The sequence below is a fragment of the Cupriavidus sp. MPR-AND1C genome (genome assembly GCF_058809705.1).
The window spans coordinates 1-18,739 of the sequence record NZ_JBXASU010000057.1; the positions used below are offsets into that span (position 1 = coordinate 1).

At 66.7% G+C, this 18,739-nt stretch carries 19 protein-coding genes; 10 read left to right on the forward strand and 9 right to left on the reverse strand.

Annotation, left to right across the window (positions count from 1 at the left end):
• The first annotated feature begins 349 nt into the window (after positions 1-349).
• Complete coding sequence (locus tag AC1RWI_RS25510; protein WP_492869554.1) at positions 350-583, forward strand: hypothetical protein; 234 nt, start codon at positions 350-352, stop codon at positions 581-583.
• 30 nt (positions 584-613) lie between these two features.
• Positions 614-1,015 (forward strand): IS66 family transposase, encoded by a 402-nt coding sequence (locus tag AC1RWI_RS25515; protein ID WP_052494998.1) that lies wholly within the window; start codon positions 614-616, stop codon positions 1,013-1,015.
• A 192-nt stretch (positions 1,016-1,207) separates the two neighbouring features.
• Here AC1RWI_RS25515 and AC1RWI_RS25520 read toward each other — a convergent pair whose 3' ends face one another.
• The 6 genes from AC1RWI_RS25520 to AC1RWI_RS25545 form a co-directional block, all read right to left on the reverse strand.
• On the reverse strand, positions 1,208-1,936 hold the full coding sequence (locus AC1RWI_RS25520) for an amino acid ABC transporter ATP-binding protein (RefSeq protein WP_492869556.1): 729 nt from the start codon (positions 1,934-1,936) through the stop codon (positions 1,208-1,210).
• Positions 1,917-2,573, reverse strand: coding sequence for an amino acid ABC transporter permease (locus AC1RWI_RS25525; protein WP_043354550.1), 657 nt, complete (start codon positions 2,571-2,573; stop codon positions 1,917-1,919). Before AC1RWI_RS25525 ends, AC1RWI_RS25520 begins: the two co-directional genes overlap by 20 nt.
• Positions 2,570-3,235 (reverse strand): amino acid ABC transporter permease, encoded by a 666-nt coding sequence (locus AC1RWI_RS25530; protein WP_043354552.1) that lies wholly within the window; start codon positions 3,233-3,235, stop codon positions 2,570-2,572. Before AC1RWI_RS25530 ends, AC1RWI_RS25525 begins: the two co-directional genes overlap by 4 nt.
• 169 nt (positions 3,236-3,404) lie before the next feature.
• Entirely contained in the window at positions 3,405-4,187 is a 783-nt protein-coding gene (locus tag AC1RWI_RS25535; protein WP_492869559.1) for a transporter substrate-binding domain-containing protein, read from the reverse strand.
• A 98-nt stretch (positions 4,188-4,285) separates the two neighbouring features.
• Positions 4,286-5,020: a GntR family transcriptional regulator gene (locus tag AC1RWI_RS25540; protein ID WP_492869561.1), complete on the reverse strand. Its 735-nt coding sequence runs from the start codon at positions 5,018-5,020 to the stop codon at positions 4,286-4,288.
• A 302-nt stretch (positions 5,021-5,322) separates the two neighbouring features.
• Entirely contained in the window at positions 5,323-6,828 is a 1,506-nt protein-coding gene (locus AC1RWI_RS25545) for an efflux transporter outer membrane subunit (protein WP_492869563.1), read from the reverse strand.
• Positions 6,829-6,993: 165 nt separating this feature from the next.
• Here AC1RWI_RS25545 and AC1RWI_RS25550 point away from each other — a divergent pair, with 165 nt between their 5' ends.
• The 7 genes from AC1RWI_RS25550 (at position 6,994) to AC1RWI_RS25580 (ending at position 13,422) form a co-directional block, all read left to right on the forward strand.
• A complete protein-coding gene (locus AC1RWI_RS25550) occupies positions 6,994-7,527 on the forward strand; it encodes a winged helix-turn-helix transcriptional regulator (RefSeq protein ID WP_492869565.1) in 534 nt (177 codons plus the stop codon).
• 71 nt (positions 7,528-7,598) lie between these two features.
• On the forward strand, positions 7,599-8,711 hold the full coding sequence (locus AC1RWI_RS25555; RefSeq protein ID WP_492869567.1) for an HlyD family secretion protein: 1,113 nt from the start codon (positions 7,599-7,601) through the stop codon (positions 8,709-8,711).
• Positions 8,708-10,342 carry a DHA2 family efflux MFS transporter permease subunit gene (locus AC1RWI_RS25560; RefSeq protein ID WP_492869570.1) on the forward strand — a complete coding sequence of 545 codons (1,635 nt, stop codon included), beginning with the start codon at positions 8,708-8,710 and terminating at the stop codon, positions 10,340-10,342. Before AC1RWI_RS25555 ends, AC1RWI_RS25560 begins: the two co-directional genes overlap by 4 nt.
• A gap of 26 nt (positions 10,343-10,368) precedes the next feature.
• Positions 10,369-10,596: a hypothetical protein gene (locus AC1RWI_RS25565; protein WP_492869572.1), complete on the forward strand. Its 228-nt coding sequence runs from the start codon at positions 10,369-10,371 to the stop codon at positions 10,594-10,596.
• Entirely contained in the window at positions 10,596-11,783 is a 1,188-nt protein-coding gene (locus AC1RWI_RS25570) for a thiolase family protein (RefSeq protein WP_492869574.1), read from the forward strand. The genes AC1RWI_RS25565 and AC1RWI_RS25570 overlap by 1 nt, the downstream gene beginning before the upstream one ends.
• An 85-nt stretch (positions 11,784-11,868) precedes the next feature.
• On the forward strand, positions 11,869-12,417 hold the full coding sequence (locus tag AC1RWI_RS25575) for a winged helix-turn-helix transcriptional regulator (protein ID WP_492869576.1): 549 nt from the start codon (positions 11,869-11,871) through the stop codon (positions 12,415-12,417).
• Positions 12,418-12,483: 66 nt separating this feature from the next.
• On the forward strand, positions 12,484-13,422 hold the full coding sequence (locus AC1RWI_RS25580; RefSeq protein WP_492869578.1) for a 2-dehydropantoate 2-reductase: 939 nt from the start codon (positions 12,484-12,486) through the stop codon (positions 13,420-13,422).
• Here the strand turns inward: AC1RWI_RS25580 and AC1RWI_RS25585 are convergent.
• Complete coding sequence (locus AC1RWI_RS25585; protein WP_492869580.1) at positions 13,395-14,393, reverse strand: AraC family transcriptional regulator; 999 nt, start codon at positions 14,391-14,393, stop codon at positions 13,395-13,397. The two genes, AC1RWI_RS25580 and AC1RWI_RS25585, sit on opposite strands and share 28 nt — an antisense overlap.
• A 168-nt stretch (positions 14,394-14,561) precedes the next feature.
• Here AC1RWI_RS25585 and AC1RWI_RS25590 point away from each other — a divergent pair, with 168 nt between their 5' ends.
• A complete protein-coding gene (locus tag AC1RWI_RS25590; protein WP_492869582.1) occupies positions 14,562-15,098 on the forward strand; it encodes a carboxymuconolactone decarboxylase family protein in 537 nt (178 codons plus the stop codon).
• A gap of 201 nt (positions 15,099-15,299) precedes the next feature.
• On the opposite strand, the gene AC1RWI_RS25595 is transcribed toward AC1RWI_RS25590, so the two are convergent.
• On the reverse strand, positions 15,300-16,547 hold the full coding sequence (locus AC1RWI_RS25595) for a cation:proton antiporter (protein WP_492869584.1): 1,248 nt from the start codon (positions 16,545-16,547) through the stop codon (positions 15,300-15,302).
• Positions 16,548-16,798: 251 nt separating this feature from the next.
• The gene (locus AC1RWI_RS25600) at positions 16,799-18,631 is read right to left on the reverse strand and encodes a methyl-accepting chemotaxis protein (protein WP_492869586.1); all 1,833 of its coding nucleotides are present in this window, start codon (positions 18,629-18,631) and stop codon (positions 16,799-16,801) included.
• Between the last annotated feature and the right edge of the window lie 108 nt (positions 18,632-18,739).

The following is an 18,739-nucleotide window of genomic DNA, read 5'->3' on the forward strand; positions in this document are numbered from 1 at the left end:
TTTCAATCTTTACGGTTTCGCCGAACTCGGCCAGCTTGAGCGCAGTCTCCCCGTCCGCATTGGTCACGCCTTCGATGCGGCTGCCTCCCGAAAAAATCCGCTACTCCGATGAATTTAGCTTCACAAGCCTATCGACCTGGAAACGGGACGTCTATGAGACTATTCCGGAATTGATCCCAGACAATTCGGAGCAATGCGAAAATGACAGAGATGCTGGATGGCGCAGCGAACAAGCATGTCGCCAAATCGGCTAGCCTTGCGGCTGCCCCATCCGGCCCGCCATAGGCGTGCAGATGCCAAGCTTTCAACAAACAGTGAATCTGTAGCAAGATCCGCAAGGCGATGTGGCTTGAACCTGATGTACCTTGCGCCGGTGCTGGCGCACCGATCCGCCAGTGATTTTCATAGATACCAGGACGGTATCCTGCAGCGAGAAACGCTATGCCGCAATCGGACAAGTACGAAATTCGATGAGAAATCGGGCGATGAGGGCGGCCATGAAACGATCAGAAAAGCGGCTACCGCTCAATTCATTCAGCCCACCGTGGGTGCTCAGGCGCGAGCCGGCATGCTGCACCATTGAGGATGTGGAAGCGTTCTAAGTTCCTGCGGGATGCCCTGCACCCCTCATCGGCGCCGCGCGCGTCAACTCGTCGCGCGGGGACAGCGGGAGAATCCACCGCAGGCACGCGATCCGGCCCTGGACCCGCGCGGCAAGACCAAGCAGTCCTTTGCCTGCAACTTACTGGCTCGCCTGCGACGCTATGCGGACCAGGTATGGCGCTTCATTGCCGATCATCGCGTGCCGTTCGACAACAACCAAGCCGAACGCGATATCCGCTTGCCCAAGCTCAAACAGAAGATATCGGGCGGCTTGCGCGTCGCGCAGGGCTTCCAAGCCTTCTGCACCATCCGCTCCTATCTCGCCACACTGCGAAAGCAGCGACGCAAACTCTTTTCGGCCTTGATCCGCAACTTCTCCGGCTGTCCGCCTTCGCCAATCCCTGCTGAATAGTTACGATGTATCGGATATTCCATCAAGATGAATAGCTGCCTGATGATACGTGTAGGGAAAACCGTCAGTCGCTCATCAATGTGGGCAAACCTCAGCCCTGAGGGGAGAGGGAGAGACAGCCGTCGTCATCTTGCGCGGCTCTGGCCCATTCTGCGGCTTCGGCGAATGCCTCTGGTTTGTCAGCAGGCCAGCTCAGGCCGCCATCCCCAGGAACTGCTGCAGCTCCGGCGTAGCCGGATTGCTGAACAACTGCTCCGGCGGCCCGATCTCGTGCACGCGCCCCTGATGCATGAACACCACCCGATTGCACACTTCGCGCGCAAAGCGCATTTCGTGCGTCACCATCAGCAGCGTCATGCCCTCGCGGGCCAGCTGGCGCACCACGTTGAGCACCTCCACCACCAGCTCCGGGTCCAGCGCCGAGGTAATCTCGTCGCATAGCAGGGCCCGTGGCTGCATGGCCAGCGCGCGCGCGATCGCAACCCGCTGCTGCTGCCCGCCGGAGAGCTGGTCGGGATAGCTGTCGAACTTCTCCCCCAGTGCTACCTTGGCCAGGCACTCGCGCGCGCGGGTCAATGCTTCCGGCTCTTTGACGCCGGCCGCCACGGTGGGCGCCAGCATCACGTTGCGTCCCGCGCTCAGGTGCGGGAACAGGTTGAACTGCTGGAAGATCATGCCGACCTTGCGCCGCAGCGCGCGCAGCTCCAGCTCGCTGCTGCCGAGCTTGGCGCCTGCCACGGTGATATTGCCTTCGTCGATGCTCTCCAGGCCGTTGATACAGCGCAGCAAGGTGCTCTTGCCCGAGCCGCTCTTGCCGATGATGGCAATCACCTCGCCGGCCTCCACCTTCAGGTCGATGCCCTTGAGCACTTCGTTGGCGCCGAAGCGCTTCTTTACGTTTTCAATGGCGATGAGCGACATTGAGCTTCCTTTCCAGGTAACGGCTGTAGCGGGATAGCGGCCAGCACAGCGCAAAGTAGATCAGCGCGACCAGCGCGTAGACGGTAAAGGGGCTGAAGGTGGCGTTGGTAATGACAGTGCCCGCCTTGGACAGCTCGACAAAGCCGATGATGGACGCCAGCGCCGTGCCCTTGATGATCTGCACCACGAACCCCACCGTGGGCGCAATGGCAATGCGCAGCGCCTGCGGCAGGATCACGTAGCGCATCTGCTGCAGGTGGCCCAGCGAAAGGCAGCCGGCGGCTTCCCACTGGCCCTTGGGGATGGCCTCGACGCAGCCGCGCCAGATCTCCGCCAGGTAGGCGCCGGACCACAGCGACAATGCCAGGCCAGCGGCCAGCCAGGCCGGGATCTCCACGCCGAACAGCGCCAGGCCGAAGAAGGCCAGGAACAGCTGCATCAGCAGCGGCGTGCCCTGGAACACTTCGATAAAGGCCCACGCCGCGCGGCGCGCCGGCGCGCGCCGGCTGATGCGCATCAGCAGCACCAGCAGCCCGATGACGGCACCGCCGGCAAAGGCCACCAGCGACAGCACCACGGTCCAGCGCACCGCCATCAGCAGGTTGCGCAGGATGTCCCAGGTTGAAAAATCGGTCATGACGCCCTCCGCAGCAGCGTGCCGCCAATGCCGCGCAGCACCTGGCGCAGGCCGATGGCAAGCAGCAGGTAGATGGCGGTGGTCAGCAGGTAGACCTCGAACGCACGGAAATTCCGGCCCTGGACGAAGTTGGCGGCAAAGGTCAGGTCCTCGACCGCGATCTGCGAGCACACCGCCGAGCCCAGCATGACGATCACCACCTGGCTGGACAGCGCCGGCCAGATCTTCTGCAGGGCGGGGCGCAGCACCACGTGGCGAAACACCTGGAAGGGCGACATCGCCAGGCTGGCGCCTGCTTCAAGCTGGCCGCGCGGCACGGCCGCGATGCCCGCGCGCACGATCTCCGCGCTGTAGGCGCCAAGGTTGATCACCATGGCCAGGATGGCAGCCTGCATTTCTCCCAGTTGCACGCCCGCGCTGGGCAGGCCGAAGAAGATAAAGAACAGCTGGATCAGGAACGGCGTATTGCGGATCAGCTCCACATAGCCGCCCGCGACGGCCGCCAGCCAGGCCGGGCCCTGGGTGCGCGCCCAGGCGCAGGCGATGCCGAGGGTCACCCCCAGCACGCCGCCCATGGCGGTGAGTTCGGCCGTGACTCTGACGCCGTGCGCGAACACGCCGGCGTAATCGAAGGCCGAAAGGAAATCGAATTGGTAGGACATGCGGTAGCGATCGGTGGAGGCGCCCGGTCGGGGCGCTCATGAGCGCGGAACTGGCGCAGTACGCCATGCCGCGGCGGCTGCCCGCCGGGCACGGCTTCCCGTGGCTTGGGCCATTAGTGCATCAACACATCAACACATCAACGCATCAACGCATCAACGCATCAACGTATCAAAGCGTGGCCGGCAGCGGCATACCCAGCCACTTCACCGTGATCGCATTGAGCTCGCCGTCCTTTTTCACTTCCGCCAGGATGGCGTTGACCTTGGCCTGCAGCTTGGGCTCGCCCTTGTTCAGGCCGATGAAGCAGGGCGAGTTCTTGATCAGGAACTTCGGCTCCGGATTCTTGGGCGGGTTCTTGGCGAGGATGGCGGCTGCCACCACGTTGCCCGTCGCCACCAGTTGCACCTGGCCGGACAGGAACGCACTGATGGTGCCGTTGTTGTCTTCGTAGCGCTTGATGGTGGCCGTCGCCGGGGCGATCTTGCTCAGCTCCAGGTCCTCCACCGCGCCGCGCGTCACGCCGATGGTCTTGCCGGCCAGTTCGGCGGCACCGGTCACTTTCTGGTCGGCCGGGCCAAACACGCCGTTATAGAACGGCGCGTAAGCCTCGCTGAAATCGATGGCCTTCTCGCGCTCGGCGTTCTTGCCCATGCTGGAGATCACCAGGTCCACCTTCCTGGTCTGCAGGTAGGGCACGCGGTTGGTGCTGGTCACGGGCACCAGTTCCAGCTTCACGCCCATCTTCCTGGCAATCAGCGCCGCCACGTCGATGTCCAGCCCCTGGGGCTTCATCTCGGCGTTGACCGAGCCGAACGGCGGAAAGTCCTGCGGCACCGCGACCTTGAGCACGCCGGCCTTGACCACATCGTCCAGCGCTTCGGCACCGGCGGTTTGCATTGTGAAGGCGAGGGCGGCGGCACCGAGGCCGAGGAGGAGTTTGGAGAGCTTCATAAGGGTCCTTGCTAGCTTGCCGTTGGGTGGAAATTCAAAGATTCGAAATAGCGAAATAGAAGAAACAGGTCGTTGCTATCTACCGGTTGCCCGCGCGCTCAGGCCGCATGACCCAGCGGGCTCAGCGCCTGGCGCAGCGGATCCGGCGGGGCCGCCGGCGTGGCGGCGCTCAGGCCGGCCTCGACGTGGCACAAGTGGGCGTCCATCAGCGCGATGGCGCGCTCGGTATCGCCAGCGGCTAGCGCTGCCACGATCAGCACATGCTCGGCGCAGGACTCGCTGGCCTGGTGACTGGACTGGTAGCGCATGGCAATCAGCGTGGTGCGCGCCGTCAGGTCGCGCAGCGTGTCGGCCAGCAGCACATTGCCCACGCATTCGGCCAGGCATACATGGAAGTCGCCCAGCAGGTAGCTGCGCACGGCGGCGTCGTCGGCGCTCAGCGCGCGCTGCTCCTGTGCCACGTGCTCCTGCAACCGGCCGATGGCGGCGGCGGAGACCGGCGCCGCATAGCGCAGCAAGCCAAGCTCGATCGCACGCCGGGCGGCAAACGCCTGGCGGGCTTCCTGCCGCGACGGCTCGATCACAAACCAGCCGCGCCGCGCCGACACCGTGACGATGCCGCGCGCGGCCAGCCGCGTCAGGGCTTCGCGCACCAGCGTGCGGCTGACGTCGAACAGCCCGGCCAGCGCCTGCTCGCCCAGCCGCGTGCCGGGGCCCAGGCGCTGGGCCAGGATCGATTGCGTGATGCGCTCGGCAATCTCGGCCGAAGTGCTGCCGCGGGCGGGGCCGGCGGCATCGCAGAAGGCTGGCATGGAGGGGGCGGCGAAAGTCATGCCAGCCTCAGACGCAAGAGGTATGCCAGACTGATATACAAGCGTGATGTGCAGATTTTGTACACAAAACAGCCTTGGCCCGGGCTGGGCGCGCACCAGTTGGGCGCGGCCTATGTCGCTGGCGAGTGCAGGTGCACGACAGTGGTGCGGCGAGTGCTGCCGGCGAAGTGCCCAGGCTGCATGCGCAAGGCGCGGCCGATCACTTGGGCGAGGCGATGCACTTTGGGCCCGCCGCTAGCATCGGTGGACGTCTGCACCCTGCCGCCGGAAGGGATTCCCACGCCAGGCGTAGCCTGATCCGATCACCACCCGCCGCCCAGCGCCCGGAACGTCGCCACCGCGGCGCGCGCGTTGTCGGCGTGCACGCGGGCCTGCTGGTCGCGCGCGGCCAGCAACTGGCGTTCCTCATCCAACACCTCGAACAGGCTGACGGCACCGCCCTTGTACGCATCTTCGGAGGCGCCGCGCGCGCGTTCGTGGGCGTCGATCTCGGTGCTCAGCTCCTTGCCTTGCGACTCCAGCTCGGTCAGCGTGACGATGGCGTTCTCCACGTCTTCGGTGGCGCGCAGCATGGCCTTGCGGTAGTTGACCAGCGCCTCGGCGTTGGCGCCCTTGGCTTGCGCCACCTCGGCATCCACGCGGCCGAAGTCGAACAGGCGCCAGCGCAAGCCCGCTGCCGCGACCGGCTGGAACGCGGCTGCGGAAAACAGCTTGGCGCCGCTCAGGCTCTCAAAGCCGAGCAGCGCGGACAAGGACAGCTTGGGGTAGTACTCGGCGGTGGCCGCGCCGATGCGCGCGCTGCTGGCGGCCAGCCTGCGCTCGGCCGCGATCACGTCGGGGCGGCGGCGCAACAGGTCGGCGGGACCCTGGGCCACGGAGATGGCTGGCACGGCCACGCCGTTCGGCAGGGGGCCAAGCTCGGCCGCGTAGGTACCCGGCTGCGCGCCCATCAGCACATCTAACCGGTTCAACTGGGTTTGCAGCTCGATCCGCAACGGTGGAATGGTGACGCGCGCCTGCGCCACCAGCGCTTGCGCCTGGGCTACCTCGCGGCTGGATGCGAGCCCGTCGCGCAAGCGCAATTGCACCAGGTCCAGCAGCTGGCCGTTGTTCGTCACCTGCTCCTGCGCAATGGCAATGCGCTGCTGCGCGCCGCGTACGCGCAAGTAGGCATCGGCGGCCTCGGCCGCAACCGAGATGCGCACGCCAAGCTGGTCGGCCTGCGCGGCCTGCGCCTCGGCGTCGGCCGCCTCTGCGCCACGCCGCAGGCCGCCGGACAGGTCGATCTCCCAGCTCGCGCCCGCGCCCACATCGTAGAGCGCGGCATTGCGGTCGTAGCCGGGGAACTTGCTCGCGATCTTGCCTAGCGGGCTTTCCAGCGACTGATGCACCTTGGCCGCCTGCGCCGACAAACTGCCTTGGGGCAGCAGTTGCGCACCGGCCTCGGCGGCAGCGGCCCGCGCCTGCTGCACGCGGGCGAACGCGGCGGCCAGGTCCAGGTTCTGGTCCAGCGCGCGCTGGACGATGCGCGTGAGCGCGGGATCGTTGAATCCCGTCCACCAGGTATCCAGCGCTGGCGCTGGTTGGGGCGTGGCGCGTGCGGCCAGCGCATCGGCATGCGGGTAGCTGGCTGCGGTGTCGGCCGCGGGCGCCTTGTAGTCCGGGCCTACCGCGGCGCAAGCCGCCAGGCCCAGCGCCGTCAGCGCTGCCGCGGCGAGCGCGGTGGCCCGCGCCGCGTGCCGGCGCAGGTGCTGGTGCGGCTGCGGCTGTTCAGGCGCGAGTCCGGGGCGGGGCGGGGTACGGCTCATGTCCATCTCCTTCAGGGATTCAGGGATTCGGGGATTCAGGGAAATCAGGAAGCGGCTTGATCGCCGCCCCACTGGCTTTCTTCAACAAGTTACTTGCATGATGATATTTACAACTCTATACTAACTTTCATCTTGCTAGCAACATGATTCCCGGAGGTGGCGGACATGCAGAAAAAGCCGCTCGACAACGCGCCTTGCCCCATTGCCCGCAGCCTGGCGCGGGTGGGTGAGCCGTGGAGCATCCTGATCCTGCGGGAGGCGTTCTATGGCAACAGCCGCTTCGATGAATTCCAGAAGCAGTTGGGCATTGCGCCCAACATGCTGGCGCGCCGCCTCGAGACCCTGGTGCGCGAGGGCCTGCTTGCGCGGCGCCAGTACTGCGAGCGGCCGCCGCGTTTCGAGTACCTGCTGACTGCCCGGGGCCGCGAATTCCGCCCGGTGATGCTGGCGCTGCTGGCCTGGGGCAACCGCCACTTCTCGCCGGAGGGCGAGAGCTTGTTGCTGGTGGACCGCCAGACCGGCGCCACCGTTATCCCGATCCTGGTGGATGCGCAGACCGGGCATCCGATTACCGATGACGATCCCATGGTCGTGGCCGGCCCGGCGGCCAGCGAGGGCGTCCGCGCCAAGCTCGAAAAGGCGGCGCGCGCACGCGCGGCCCACATCCCCGATGTCCCGCAGGCAACAGTCCATACGTGAAAGCACGGCAGCGTTAGCGCGCTGAGGCAAACGTCAAAGCAAAAGTTAGAGCGAAAACCAGAGGAAGCTTCATGACAAGCGACATCACCGCCGAGCGCGCAGGCCCGGCGCCCATCCCCGTTACCAGCAAGCCCCGCATCAGCCGCAAGCGGCTGATCATGACCGGCGTGTTCATCGCCGCCGGCCTTGGCGCCGCCGCCTACGGTCAGCACTGGTGGACGCACGGCCGTTTCCTGGAAAGCACCGACGATGCTTATGTCGGCGGAGAAGTCACGGTGATTGCGCCGAAGGTGCCGGGCTACCTGGCGCAGGTGCTGGTGACCGACAACCAGCAGGTGCACGCCGGCGACTTGCTGGCCCGCATCGATGACCGTGACTACCGCGCCGCGCTGGCCAAGGCGGAAGGGGCGGTGGCCGCCCAGCAGGCGCTGCTGGCCAACCTGGACGCCACCCGCTCCTTGCAGGAAGCCGTGATCGGCCAGGCGCGGGCGGCAGTCACCGCGGTGAATGCCGACACCCTGCGCTCGCGTGACGACCAGGCTCGTTACCAGAGCCTGGCGGCCAAATCGGCGGTATCGGTCCAGAGCGCGCAAAAGGCCGACTCGGACTACAAGCAAGCTCTCGCCAACACGCAGAAAGCGCAGGCCAGCCTGCTCGCCGCGCAGCGCCAGGTCGACGTGATCGCAACGCAGAAGCTGCAAGCGCAGGCGGCGCTTGCGCAAGCCGTTGCCGAGCGCGACATCGCCAGATTGAACCTGGGCTACACGGAGCTGCGCGCGCCCATCGATGGCACCATTGGCAACCGCCGCGCCCGCGTGGGCGCCTACGCCGCGGGCGGTGCGCAACTGCTGTCGGTGGTGCCGGCGCGCGGCCTGTGGGTCGATGCGAATTTCAAGGAAGGCCAGCTTGCGCATCTGCGCCCGGGCATGCGTGCCACGGTGGAGGCCGACGTGCTGCCCGGCCGCGTGTTCCACGGCCGCGTACTCAGCCTGGCGCCGGCCACGGGGGCGCAGTTCAGCGTGCTGCCGCCAGAGAACGCCACCGGCAACTTCACCAAGATTGTCCAGCGTGTGCCGGTGCGCATCATGCTGGATGACAACGAGGCCGCGCTGGCCATGCTGCGGCCCGGCTTGTCGGTGCTGGCGCAAGTCGATTCCCGCGCCGACGCGCAGGTGCAACAATGAGCAGCAGCGTCCTGGCCGGCCCGGGGCAGGCCACGCAGCCAGCCGTGCCCGTGCAGCCGTCTGCGCCGGCGTTTTCCGCGGCCTCCATGAGCACGGCCGCCAAGGTGCTGGCCTTCGCCACCATGTGCGTGGGCATGTTCATCGCCTTGCTGGATATCCAGATCGTCTCGGCCTCGCTGCGCGACATCGGCGGCGGGCTGTCGGCGGGTACCGATGAAACCGTGTGGGTGCAGACCAGCTACCTGATCGCCGAGATCATCGTGATTCCACTGTCGGGCTGGCTGTCGCGCGTGATGTCCACGCGCTGGCTGTTTGCTGTTTCTGCGGCAGGCTTTACGCTAACCAGCCTGCTGTGCGGCATCGCCTGGAACATCCAGAGCATGATCGCCTTTCGCGCCATGCAGGGCTTCCTGGGCGGCTCGATGATTCCGCTGGTGTTTACCACGGCCTTCGCCTTCTTCGGCGGCAAGCAGCGCGTGATCGCCGCGGCCACCATCGGCGCCCTGGCCTCGCTGGCGCCCACGCTCGGGCCCACCGTGGGCGGCTGGATCACCGACAACTACTCCTGGCACTGGTTGTTCTTCATCAACCTGGTGCCGGGCATCTTCATCACGGTGGCGGTGCCGCTGCTGGTGCGCGTGGACCGGCCCAACTGGTCGCTGGTGCGCGGCGCCGACTATCTCGGCATGACGCTGATGGCACTATTCCTCGGCTGCCTGCAGTACACGCTGGAAGAAGGCCCGCGCTGGGACTGGTTTGGCGACGACGTGATTCGCACCACCGCCTGGATCTCGGGCATTGCGGGTGTCGGCTTTGTCTGGCGCAGCCTGACCTACGCACAGCCGGTGGTGGACCTGCGCGCGCTCAAGGACCGCAACTTCGCACTCGGCTGCTTCTTCTCGTTCATGACCGGCGTGGGCATCTTCGCCACCATCTATCTCACGCCGCTGTTCCTGGGCCGCGTGCGCGGCTTCAGCGCGCTGCAGATCGGGCTGGCGGTGTTCTCAACCGGCGTGTTCCAGGTCATGTCGATCCCCGTCTACGCCTTCTTCGCCAATCGGGTGGACCTGCGCTGGCTGATGATGTTCGGGCTGGGCTGCTTCGCCTTCTCGATGTGGCAGTTCGCGCCGATCACACATGACTGGGGCGCGCAGGAACTGTTGCTGCCGCAGGCGTTCCGCGGCATGGCGCAGCAGTTCGCGGTGGCGCCGGCGGTCACGCTCACGCTGGGGGCGTTGGCGCCGGAGCGGCTCAAGCTGGCATCCGGGCTGTTCAACCTGATGCGCAACCTGGGCGGCGCGATCGGCATCGCCAGCTGCGCGACCATCCTGAACGACCGCACCAACCTGCATTTCCAGCGCCTGGCGGAGCACCTGAACGACAGCAACGAGGCCATGGGCGCGCTGCTGCAGGCGGTGGGCAGCAATATGGCCGCGCTGGGGCACGACCTCGCCGATGCGCAGTCCGCCGCGCTCAGGCAACTGTGGGCACTGACCTGGCGCGAGGCGCAGACGCAGACGTTTGGCGATGCCTTCCTAGTCATCATGGTGTGCTTTGTCATCGCCACCGCCATGGTGCCGCTGCTGCGCAAGGCGGGCCCGCCCATGGCGCCATCGGCCGATGCGCATTGAGGCCTTCCACACCCGGGAGATGGATCATGAACACCCGTTTAGCTAGCGCGCTGGCCTGTGCCACGCTGTTTGCCGCCCTGGCGGCCCAAACCGTCCACGCCGGCACGGAGCGCCCGCGCGACGCCGGCGTGGGATGCGCCCGCGCCGACAACCGCTACTGCAACGCGCCGCCGGGCGCGGCGGCTGGCGATGCGCAAGCGCAATGGCCGGCCGCTACGCGGCCGGCTTCGTCCACCACCCCAAGGAGCTTGTGATGAAAACCAGGGAAGTTGTGTTGTGCCACCCCGTTCGCACCGCCATCGGCGCCTATAACGGTTCGCTCAAGGCCACGCCGGCAACCGAACTGGGCGCGGCGGTCATCCGCGAGACGGTGCGCCGCTCCGGCGTCGATCCGCAGCGGATCGGCAGCGTGGTGTTCGGCAATGTGATCCAGGCGGGCAACAGGATGAATCCCGCCCGGCAGGCGGCCATTGGCGCGGGCCTGCCGGTTTCGCTGCCGGCGATGACGGTCAACCGCGTGTGCGGGTCGGGCGCGCAGGCCATCGCCAGTGCCGCCGATGAAATCTGGCTTGGCCATGTCGACGTGGCGATTGCCGGTGGCATGGAGAACATGGACCAGGCGCCGTACCTGATGCCCGCCGCCCGCTGGGGCAGCCGCATGGGCGACGCGGCGCTGCAGGACAGCATGCTGCGCGATGGCCTGGTGGACGCCTTCTCGGGCGAGCACTCGGGCTGGCATACCGAGGACCTGGTGACCCGAAACAAGATCGGCCGCGACGAACAGGACCGCTGGGCAGAGCGCTCGCAAAGCCGCTTTGCCCGCGCGCAGGAGCAAGGCCGCTTTGTGGAGCAGATCATCGGTGTGCCCGTGAAGGCGAAGGGCGGCACGTCCACGTTCAACGTGGATGAAGCGAACCGGCCGGATACCACCTTCGAGATTCTCAGCAAGCTGCGTCCGGCGTTTCGCAAGGACGGCACCATCACCGCGGGCAATGCACCGGGACTCAATAGCGGCGCGGCCGCCATGCTGGTCGCCGAACGATCGCTGGCCGAGAGCCTCGGGCTGGCACCGATGGCCCGGCTGGTGGCCTATGGCGTAGGCGCCGTCGAGCCAGGCTTGTTCGGCCTTGGGCCTGTTCCCGCTGTGCGCCAGGCGCTGCAGCGGGCGCAATGGGCGCTGGGCGATGTCGAGTGGATCGAGATCAATGAGGCCTTCGCGGCGGTGCCCCTGGCCGTGGCGGGCGAACTCGGATTGCCGCTCGACATCATCAACGTGGAGGGCGGCGCGATCGCGCATGGCCATCCCATCGGCGCGACCGGGGCGGTGCTCACCACACGCCTGCTGTATGCGATGCGTGCGCATGGGCTACGCCGGGGCGTCGTGACGCTGTGCATCGGGGGCGGGCAGGGCATTGCGCTGGCGCTCGAAGCCCTGGATTAGACGGCACCGGTGAGGCCGGCATTGCGGCGTTTCAATCCAGCTATCATGCTGAAAGTATCAAGATGCCGAAGCGGAGTCGTCGACCATGCAAAGAAAAACCTTCAGGAACATGCAATGCCCCATCGCCCGCGGGCTGGAACGGGTTGGCGAGTGGTGGAGCATGCTGCTGATGCGCGAGGCGTTCTACGGCGCGCGGCGTTTCGACGACTTCCAGAAGAACCTGGACATCGCGCCCAATATGCTCACGCGCCGCCTCACCGCGCTGGTGGAGGAGGGGCTGCTGGCGCGCCGGCAGTACTCGGAGAAGCCGCCGCGCTACGAGTATGTGCTGACCCAATGCGGGCGGGATTTCCTGCCCGTGCTGCTGGCCATGCTGGCCTGGGGCAACAAGCACTTCGCGCCGGAAGGCCCCAGCGTGGAACTGCGCGACAAGGAAACCGGCAAGGTGGTCGATCCCGTGCTGGTGGATGCCGGCACGGGCGAGCGGCTGAATTTCAAGCGGCATGCCCTGGTGGCGGGCCCGGCCGCCGCGGACGGCATGCGCCGGCGCCTGGCATCCGCCGCCGCCTTCCTGGGGGGCGCGGAGCAAACCGGGGAGGCGGGCGGCGTGGTGCTCGCCGGGGACCTGTCGTAGGCGCTTTGCACTGTTGGTCACTGTTGGTCACTGTTAACCAAGTAGGACATCGAAGCGGGGAACGTCATGAAGATTCTGGTCCTGGGCGCTGGCGCCATGGGTGGCTACTACGGCGCGCGCCTGATGCAGGCGGGGGCGGATGTCACGTTCCTGGTGCGCCCACGGCGCGCCGAAGCGCTGGCCAGAGATGGCCTGACCGTGCGCAGCGAGCTTGGCGATATCCGCGCCGCGGTGAAGACGGTGCTGGCCGAGGACGCCAAGGCAGATTACGACCTGGTCCTGCTGGCATGCAAGACCTACGACCTGGACAGCGCGATGGCAGCGCTGGGCCCGGCGCTTTCTGCCAGCGGGGGCAAGCGCGCGGCAATCCTGCCGCTCGTCAACGGGCTGCGCGCGTATGAGACGCTGGACGCGCGCTACGGCCGCGACAGGGTGCTTGGCGGCGTGTCGTACATTGCCACCACGCTCGACGCCGCTGGCGCGGTGGTGCATCAGGGCGCGGTCGACAGGCTCATCGTGGGAGCGCGTGCCGAGTCGGCACAGGACCTGGCCGCGGCCTTCCATGCGCTTGCCGCCAGCACGCCCGGCACGCGCGAGTTGTCACCAGCCATCGACCAGGCGCTGTGGAACAAGTGGGTGATGATCTCGGCCGGTGCGCTGATGACCTGCCTGATGCGTGGCGCCGTTGGCCAGATCGTCAGGACGGTGGACGGCCGCGCGCTGATGCAGCAGGCCATGGACGAATGCGCGGCGGTGGCGCGTTTGTCCGGGTACGCCTTGCCCGAGCCGGTGGCCCAGGCCGTGGCCGCGCGCCTGCTGGACGAGAACTCGGCCTGGGCTGCCTCCATGATGCGCGATATCGCGCAGGGCGCGCCCCGCCTGGAGGCGTACGACATCGTCGGCGACATGGCACAGCGTGCCGCGCGGCTGGGGCATGCGGTGCCGCTGGTGCGCATCGCCTATAGCCACCTGCAGGTCTACGAGGCGCAGCGCGCCGCGGCCTGACGCGCCGAGGCCGCCTGCGCGGCGGCGGCCGCGCGGCGCTCCCGCGCTGCATGCCGGAACATGCCCGGCCCCACGCCAAAGTACGCTTTGAAGGCGCGCCCGAAGGCGGCCTCGGAGGCATAGCCGCATTGCTCGCCGATGCTGGCCGCGGAGCCGCGGTCCAGCGTCAGCAGGCGGGCGGCCATTTCCATGCGCAAGGTGGTCACGAACTGCAACGGCGTCTCGCCGCTGAGCTGGGCGAAGCGCCGTGCGAACGTGGCGCGCGACACATTGCACACCGCCGCCAGCGACGCCACCGACCACGGCTCGGCCGGCGCGCGCAGTACCGCATCGATCGCCTTGGACAGCCGCGCATCGGCCATCAGCGCCAGCAGGCTATGCGTGACGCCGCCCTGCGCGATCAGCGCGCGCAACAGCAGGGTCAGCAACGCGGTGGAGAGCTGCCCGATGACCGCCGCGCCACCCGGCTCGGGCGCCTGCGCCTCGTTGCGCATCATGTCGATCAGCGCATGCAGCCAGGCGCAATCGGCGCGCTGCGCGGTGGCCACGCGCAGCACCGGTGGCAGGTTGCGCAACAGCACCGTGCCCGGCAGGCCCAGCACGAACGTGCCGCACAGCATGTCCAGCGGATGCGCGTCGCCGGGCATCGTCACCTCGGTCAGCAGGCCATTGAAGCGCGTGGTCTGGGCCGGCATGGCGGGGTGCGCCCCTTCGGCCCCATCGGTCCCCTCGGGCAGGCTGCGCAGCGTGTGCGCGCTGCCATGCGGGAACAGCAGCACGTCGCCCGCAGCGAGCGAGATGGCCTCCTGCGCCACCAGCGCGCGCGCCTGCCCCTTCAGGATGATGTGATACGGCAGGTGGCCGGCGGGCGCTGCCGCGTTGTCCACCCGCCAGTTGCCGGCGAAGTGGCAGTGCAGGTCGACGGTGCCGGCGGGTGAAAGCATGCGCACAAGTTCGGTCAGGCTATCCATGGCGGGAACGGAGTCATCAAGACGGATACGATGTGTTGAGACGATAGCGCAAGATAATGCGACGATTATATGCGGTAAGTCGCATCTGGCGCGCCTAGACTTCAGTCCATGGAAGCAGCGCAACAAACACAGCGCGGGTCCATCAACCAACCGCAAAGGAGTGCCGTCATGTCCCGTCTTCACACTATCAACCCCGCCGAAGCCACCGGCCAGGCTGCCCAACTGTTCGCCGCCATCAAGGGCGCCGTGGGCAAGGTGCCCAACGCTTACGCGGTGATCGGCAGCAATGCCCCCGAGGTGCTGGCCCACGCACTGCAAACCGGCGCGCTGCTCAAGAACGCCACGCTCAGCGCCCGTGAGCTCGAAGCGATCAACCTTGCCGTCAGCGAAGCGTCGGGTTGTGACTATTGCGTGGCCGCGCACACCATGACCGGCAAGATGGCCGGCTATACCGCCGAACAAACGCGAGAGCTGCGCGCCGGCGAATACCCGCAAGACAGCAAGATCGACGCGCTGGTCCGCTTCGCACTGGCCGTGGTCACGACTTCCGGCACGTTACCCGCCAGCGTCGTCGCCAATGTGCGCGAAGCCGGCTACACCGATCGCCAGATCGTCGAGAGCATCCAGGCCATCAGCGCGATCCTGTTCACCAATATGATCAACCGCGTCAACGATACGGTGATCGATTTCCCCAAGGTGGCGTGACAGAGGGCGGGGCGGCCGGCCAGGCCGCTCCCGCCGCCAGCGCAGCGCGCCGGGGCGTGTCCGAAAAGTCACCCGCCTGCGCTATCATCTGGGCCCGATCGCCAAGAGCGCTCGGGCGCTTCGTTGTATTCCCGACCCAAACCGTGCTCGACGTGCCTATCTCCAACCGCCGCCGCAAGCTGCGCGCGGATGCCGTATCCGCTATGGTTTCGGGCTCAGGCCATTCAGGTGCTTGACCAGCTTGCCCAGCGTGGTGGCCTGGATCAGCAGGCTGAACACCACCACCAGGTAAGTCACGCCGATCAGCATCTCGCGGCCGGGAAACTCCGGCAGCGATAGCGCCAGCGCGATCGAGATGCCGCCACGCAGGCCGCCCCAGGTCATGATGGTGGCCGAGTGGGGATTGAGCCGGCGGAAATTCTGCAGCGCCAGCAACGGGATGGCCACGCTGATGCCGCGGGCAACCAGCACCACGGGAATCGCCGCCAGCCCCAGCCAGACGATATGCAGCTGCAGCGACAGCGCGATGATCTCCAGCCCGATCAGGCCAAACAGCACCAGGTTGAGCAACTCGTCCAGCAGGCCCCAGAAATTGAACAAGTGCTCGCGGGTCTTCTCCGACATCGACTTGCTGGTGCTATGGTTGCCGATCACCAAGCCCATGATGACCACCGACAGCGGCGCGGACACGTGCACCGCTTCGGCCAGGCTGTAGCCGCCGGTGGCGAGCGCCAGCGTGATCAGGATCTCGACCGGATAGCTGTCGATCCCGCGCAGCAGCACCGACGCCACATAGCCCACCACCATGCCCAGCACCACCGCGCCCAGCACTTCGCGCACCAGCGCTAGCGCCACGTGCGAAGCGGAGAATTCGGTGGCGCCGGTAGCTAGCCCCACCAGGGTCAGGAATGCCACCACCGCGGTGCCGTCGTTGAACAGCGACTCGCCTGCGATCTTGGTTTCCAGGCTTTCCGATGCGCCCGCGTTCTTGAGCACGCTGAGCACGGCGATCGGATCGGTAGGGGAAATCAGCGCGCCGAACACCAGGCACCACAGCAGGCTGACCGGGTGGCCCAGCCACCGTGCGACATAGAAGAAGCCGAACCCGACCGCGGCGGTCGAGATCACCACGCCGACCGTGGCCAGCATGACTACGGCCCGGCGCTGGCGGCGCATGCGCGAGAGGTCGACGTGCAAGGCGCCGGCGAACAGCAGCAGGCTGAGCAGGCCGTGGAAGACCACGTCGGAGAAATCGATCTGGGCCACGAGCTTGCGGGCCTGCGCGACCATTTCAGGGTGGTTGAAGCCGAGGATGGACACACTCAGGCAGGTCACCAGCCCGACGGCCGTGATGCCCAGGGTGTCGGGCAGCTTGATGAAGCGGTGGTTGATGACGCCGAAAATGGCGATGAGGGTGAAAAGGGCACCAGTCCCTTGGAATACAGTCATGCGGGGCGTTCTCCTTGCTGATGGGCGTTGCGGGTGTTTCAAGCATTGCAGGCATACCGGCACTAGCAGTACTGGCAGTACTACCGGCACTACCGGCATTCCGCGCCGGGTGCGACGGCATGTGGATTTTGTGCCACATCAACCATACCAGCAATTGTGAAATTTCTCCAAATGGCGCCCGCCTGACGAAAAAAGGGGGGCAGCCGCCGCTGCCCCCCATTGCTTACCTGGCTCGCCGCTTGCTCAGCGGTTCAAGCCCCGGACCTCATTGCGCCGCCATGCGCGCTGGCCAGGCGGAACTGGCCTACCGCATCGGCCAGCTTGTTGGCTTGCTCATGCAGGAAACCGGCCGCTGCCGAGGCTTGCTCAACCAGCGCCGCATTCTGCTGCGTCGCCCCGTCGAGCTGGCTTACGGCTTGGTTGACCTGCGTGATGCCCACGCTTTGCTCGCTGCCGGCATTCGAGATTTCGCGCAGCACCTGCTCGACCTGCTTCACGCTGGCCACGATGCTGTTCATCGTCTCGCCGGCGTCCCGCACCAGCTCCGCGCCCGAGTCCACCTTGGCCACCGATTTGCTGATCAGTCCCTTGATCTCCTTGGCGGCCTGGGCGCTGCGCTGGGCCAGCGTGCGGACTTCGCCAGCCACCACGGCGAATCCGCGTCCCTGTTCGCCGGCGCGGGCGGCTTCCACGGCGGCGTTGAGCGCCAGGATGTTGGTCTGGAAGGCGATGCCGTCGATGACCCCGATGATGTCGTGGATCTTGGCGGAGGCGGTCGAGATTTCCTGCATGGTGGTCACCACGCGAGAAACGGCATCGCCCCCCCGATTGGCGACCTGTGAGGCCGCGGCCGCCAGCTCGCCGGCGCGCACGGCGGCCTCGGCCGAGTTTTGCACAGTGCCGGTGAGCTGGTCCATGGCAGCCGCTGTCTGCTCCAGGCTGGCGGCGGCTTGCTCGGTACGCGCGGACAGGTCGATATTGCCCTGCGAGATTTCGGCGGTTGCCGTACGAACCGATTCGCTGCTGTCCCGGATATCGATCAGCACCGTGGCGAGCTTGTCGGCAAACTGGTTGAACGCGCGGGCGATCTGCGTGACCTCATCATTGCCGTCAGCCGGCAGGCGCTTGGTCAGGTCGCCGTGTCCGGAGCCGATTTCGTCCATCGCCTCGCGCACCTGGGACAGCCGGCGGAACGCAGAGGCAGTCATGACCGAGCCGACGCCCGCGGCGAGGAAGGCCACCGTCACCAGGGTCATGAACATGGCCTGCAGCACATTGCGCAGGCCGGCCAGGGCTTCGTCCTCATCCATGGCAACCACCACTTCCCAGTCGGAGTTCTTGACCGGCTCCGCATGCAGCAGCTTGGTGGCACCCGCGATCTTCACTGCGAGGGGCTGCTCGGGATCCGACAGGCTGCCCAGGGCGTTCGCCGTCAGGTCGGCGGACAGATCGGTGGCCGGCTTGAGGTTGAGCCTGGCATCGGGATGCGCCACGATGCGCCCGCTCTTGTCGGCCAGGAAGGCAAAGCTGGCCGGGGTGGGGTGGATGCCGTTCACGGTGGAGGTCACGGCGTCCAGGTTCACATCGGCGGCCACCACGGCCTTCAACTGGCCATTGGCCAGCACGGGCAGGGCCAGCGTCACCACGAGCTTCTTGGTCGCGACATCTTCATACGGCTGCGTGATGACCAGCTTGCCGGCGCTGACGGCGGCCTGGTACCACGGGCGGCCCGTGGGATCGTAGTCGGCGGGGATGCCGAGGTCGCGGGAAAACACCGCGTGCTTGTCCGGGTAGCCCGCGTAGGCCACGACAAAGCCGCCGGATTTTTCCAGCTGCGTGACCGCGGACATGGGATCGGTGGAAAGGCTCTCCGGCGATACGGCTTGCACCATGTCGGCCCGCGCGGTCAGCCACTCGGTGATGGCTTGCGCGTTGCCTTGGGTGATGGTGGCGAGGTTTTGCCGCAGCGTGCGTTCGTCGCTGTGCTTCGTGACTACGTAGGTGATGCCGGTGGATGCGGACAGGGCGGTGACAACGATGGCGACACAGGTCGCCGTAATGCGTGTACGGAGCGAGAGAAGCATGCGCGTTGGGTAGGGGGCGGTGGTTGAAAAAGGCCTCCGACAATTTTGTTGTCGGCCAGCATGCCCCGGCTAACGGAAGGCTGGAGGGGAACTGTAGGGCTGAAACGG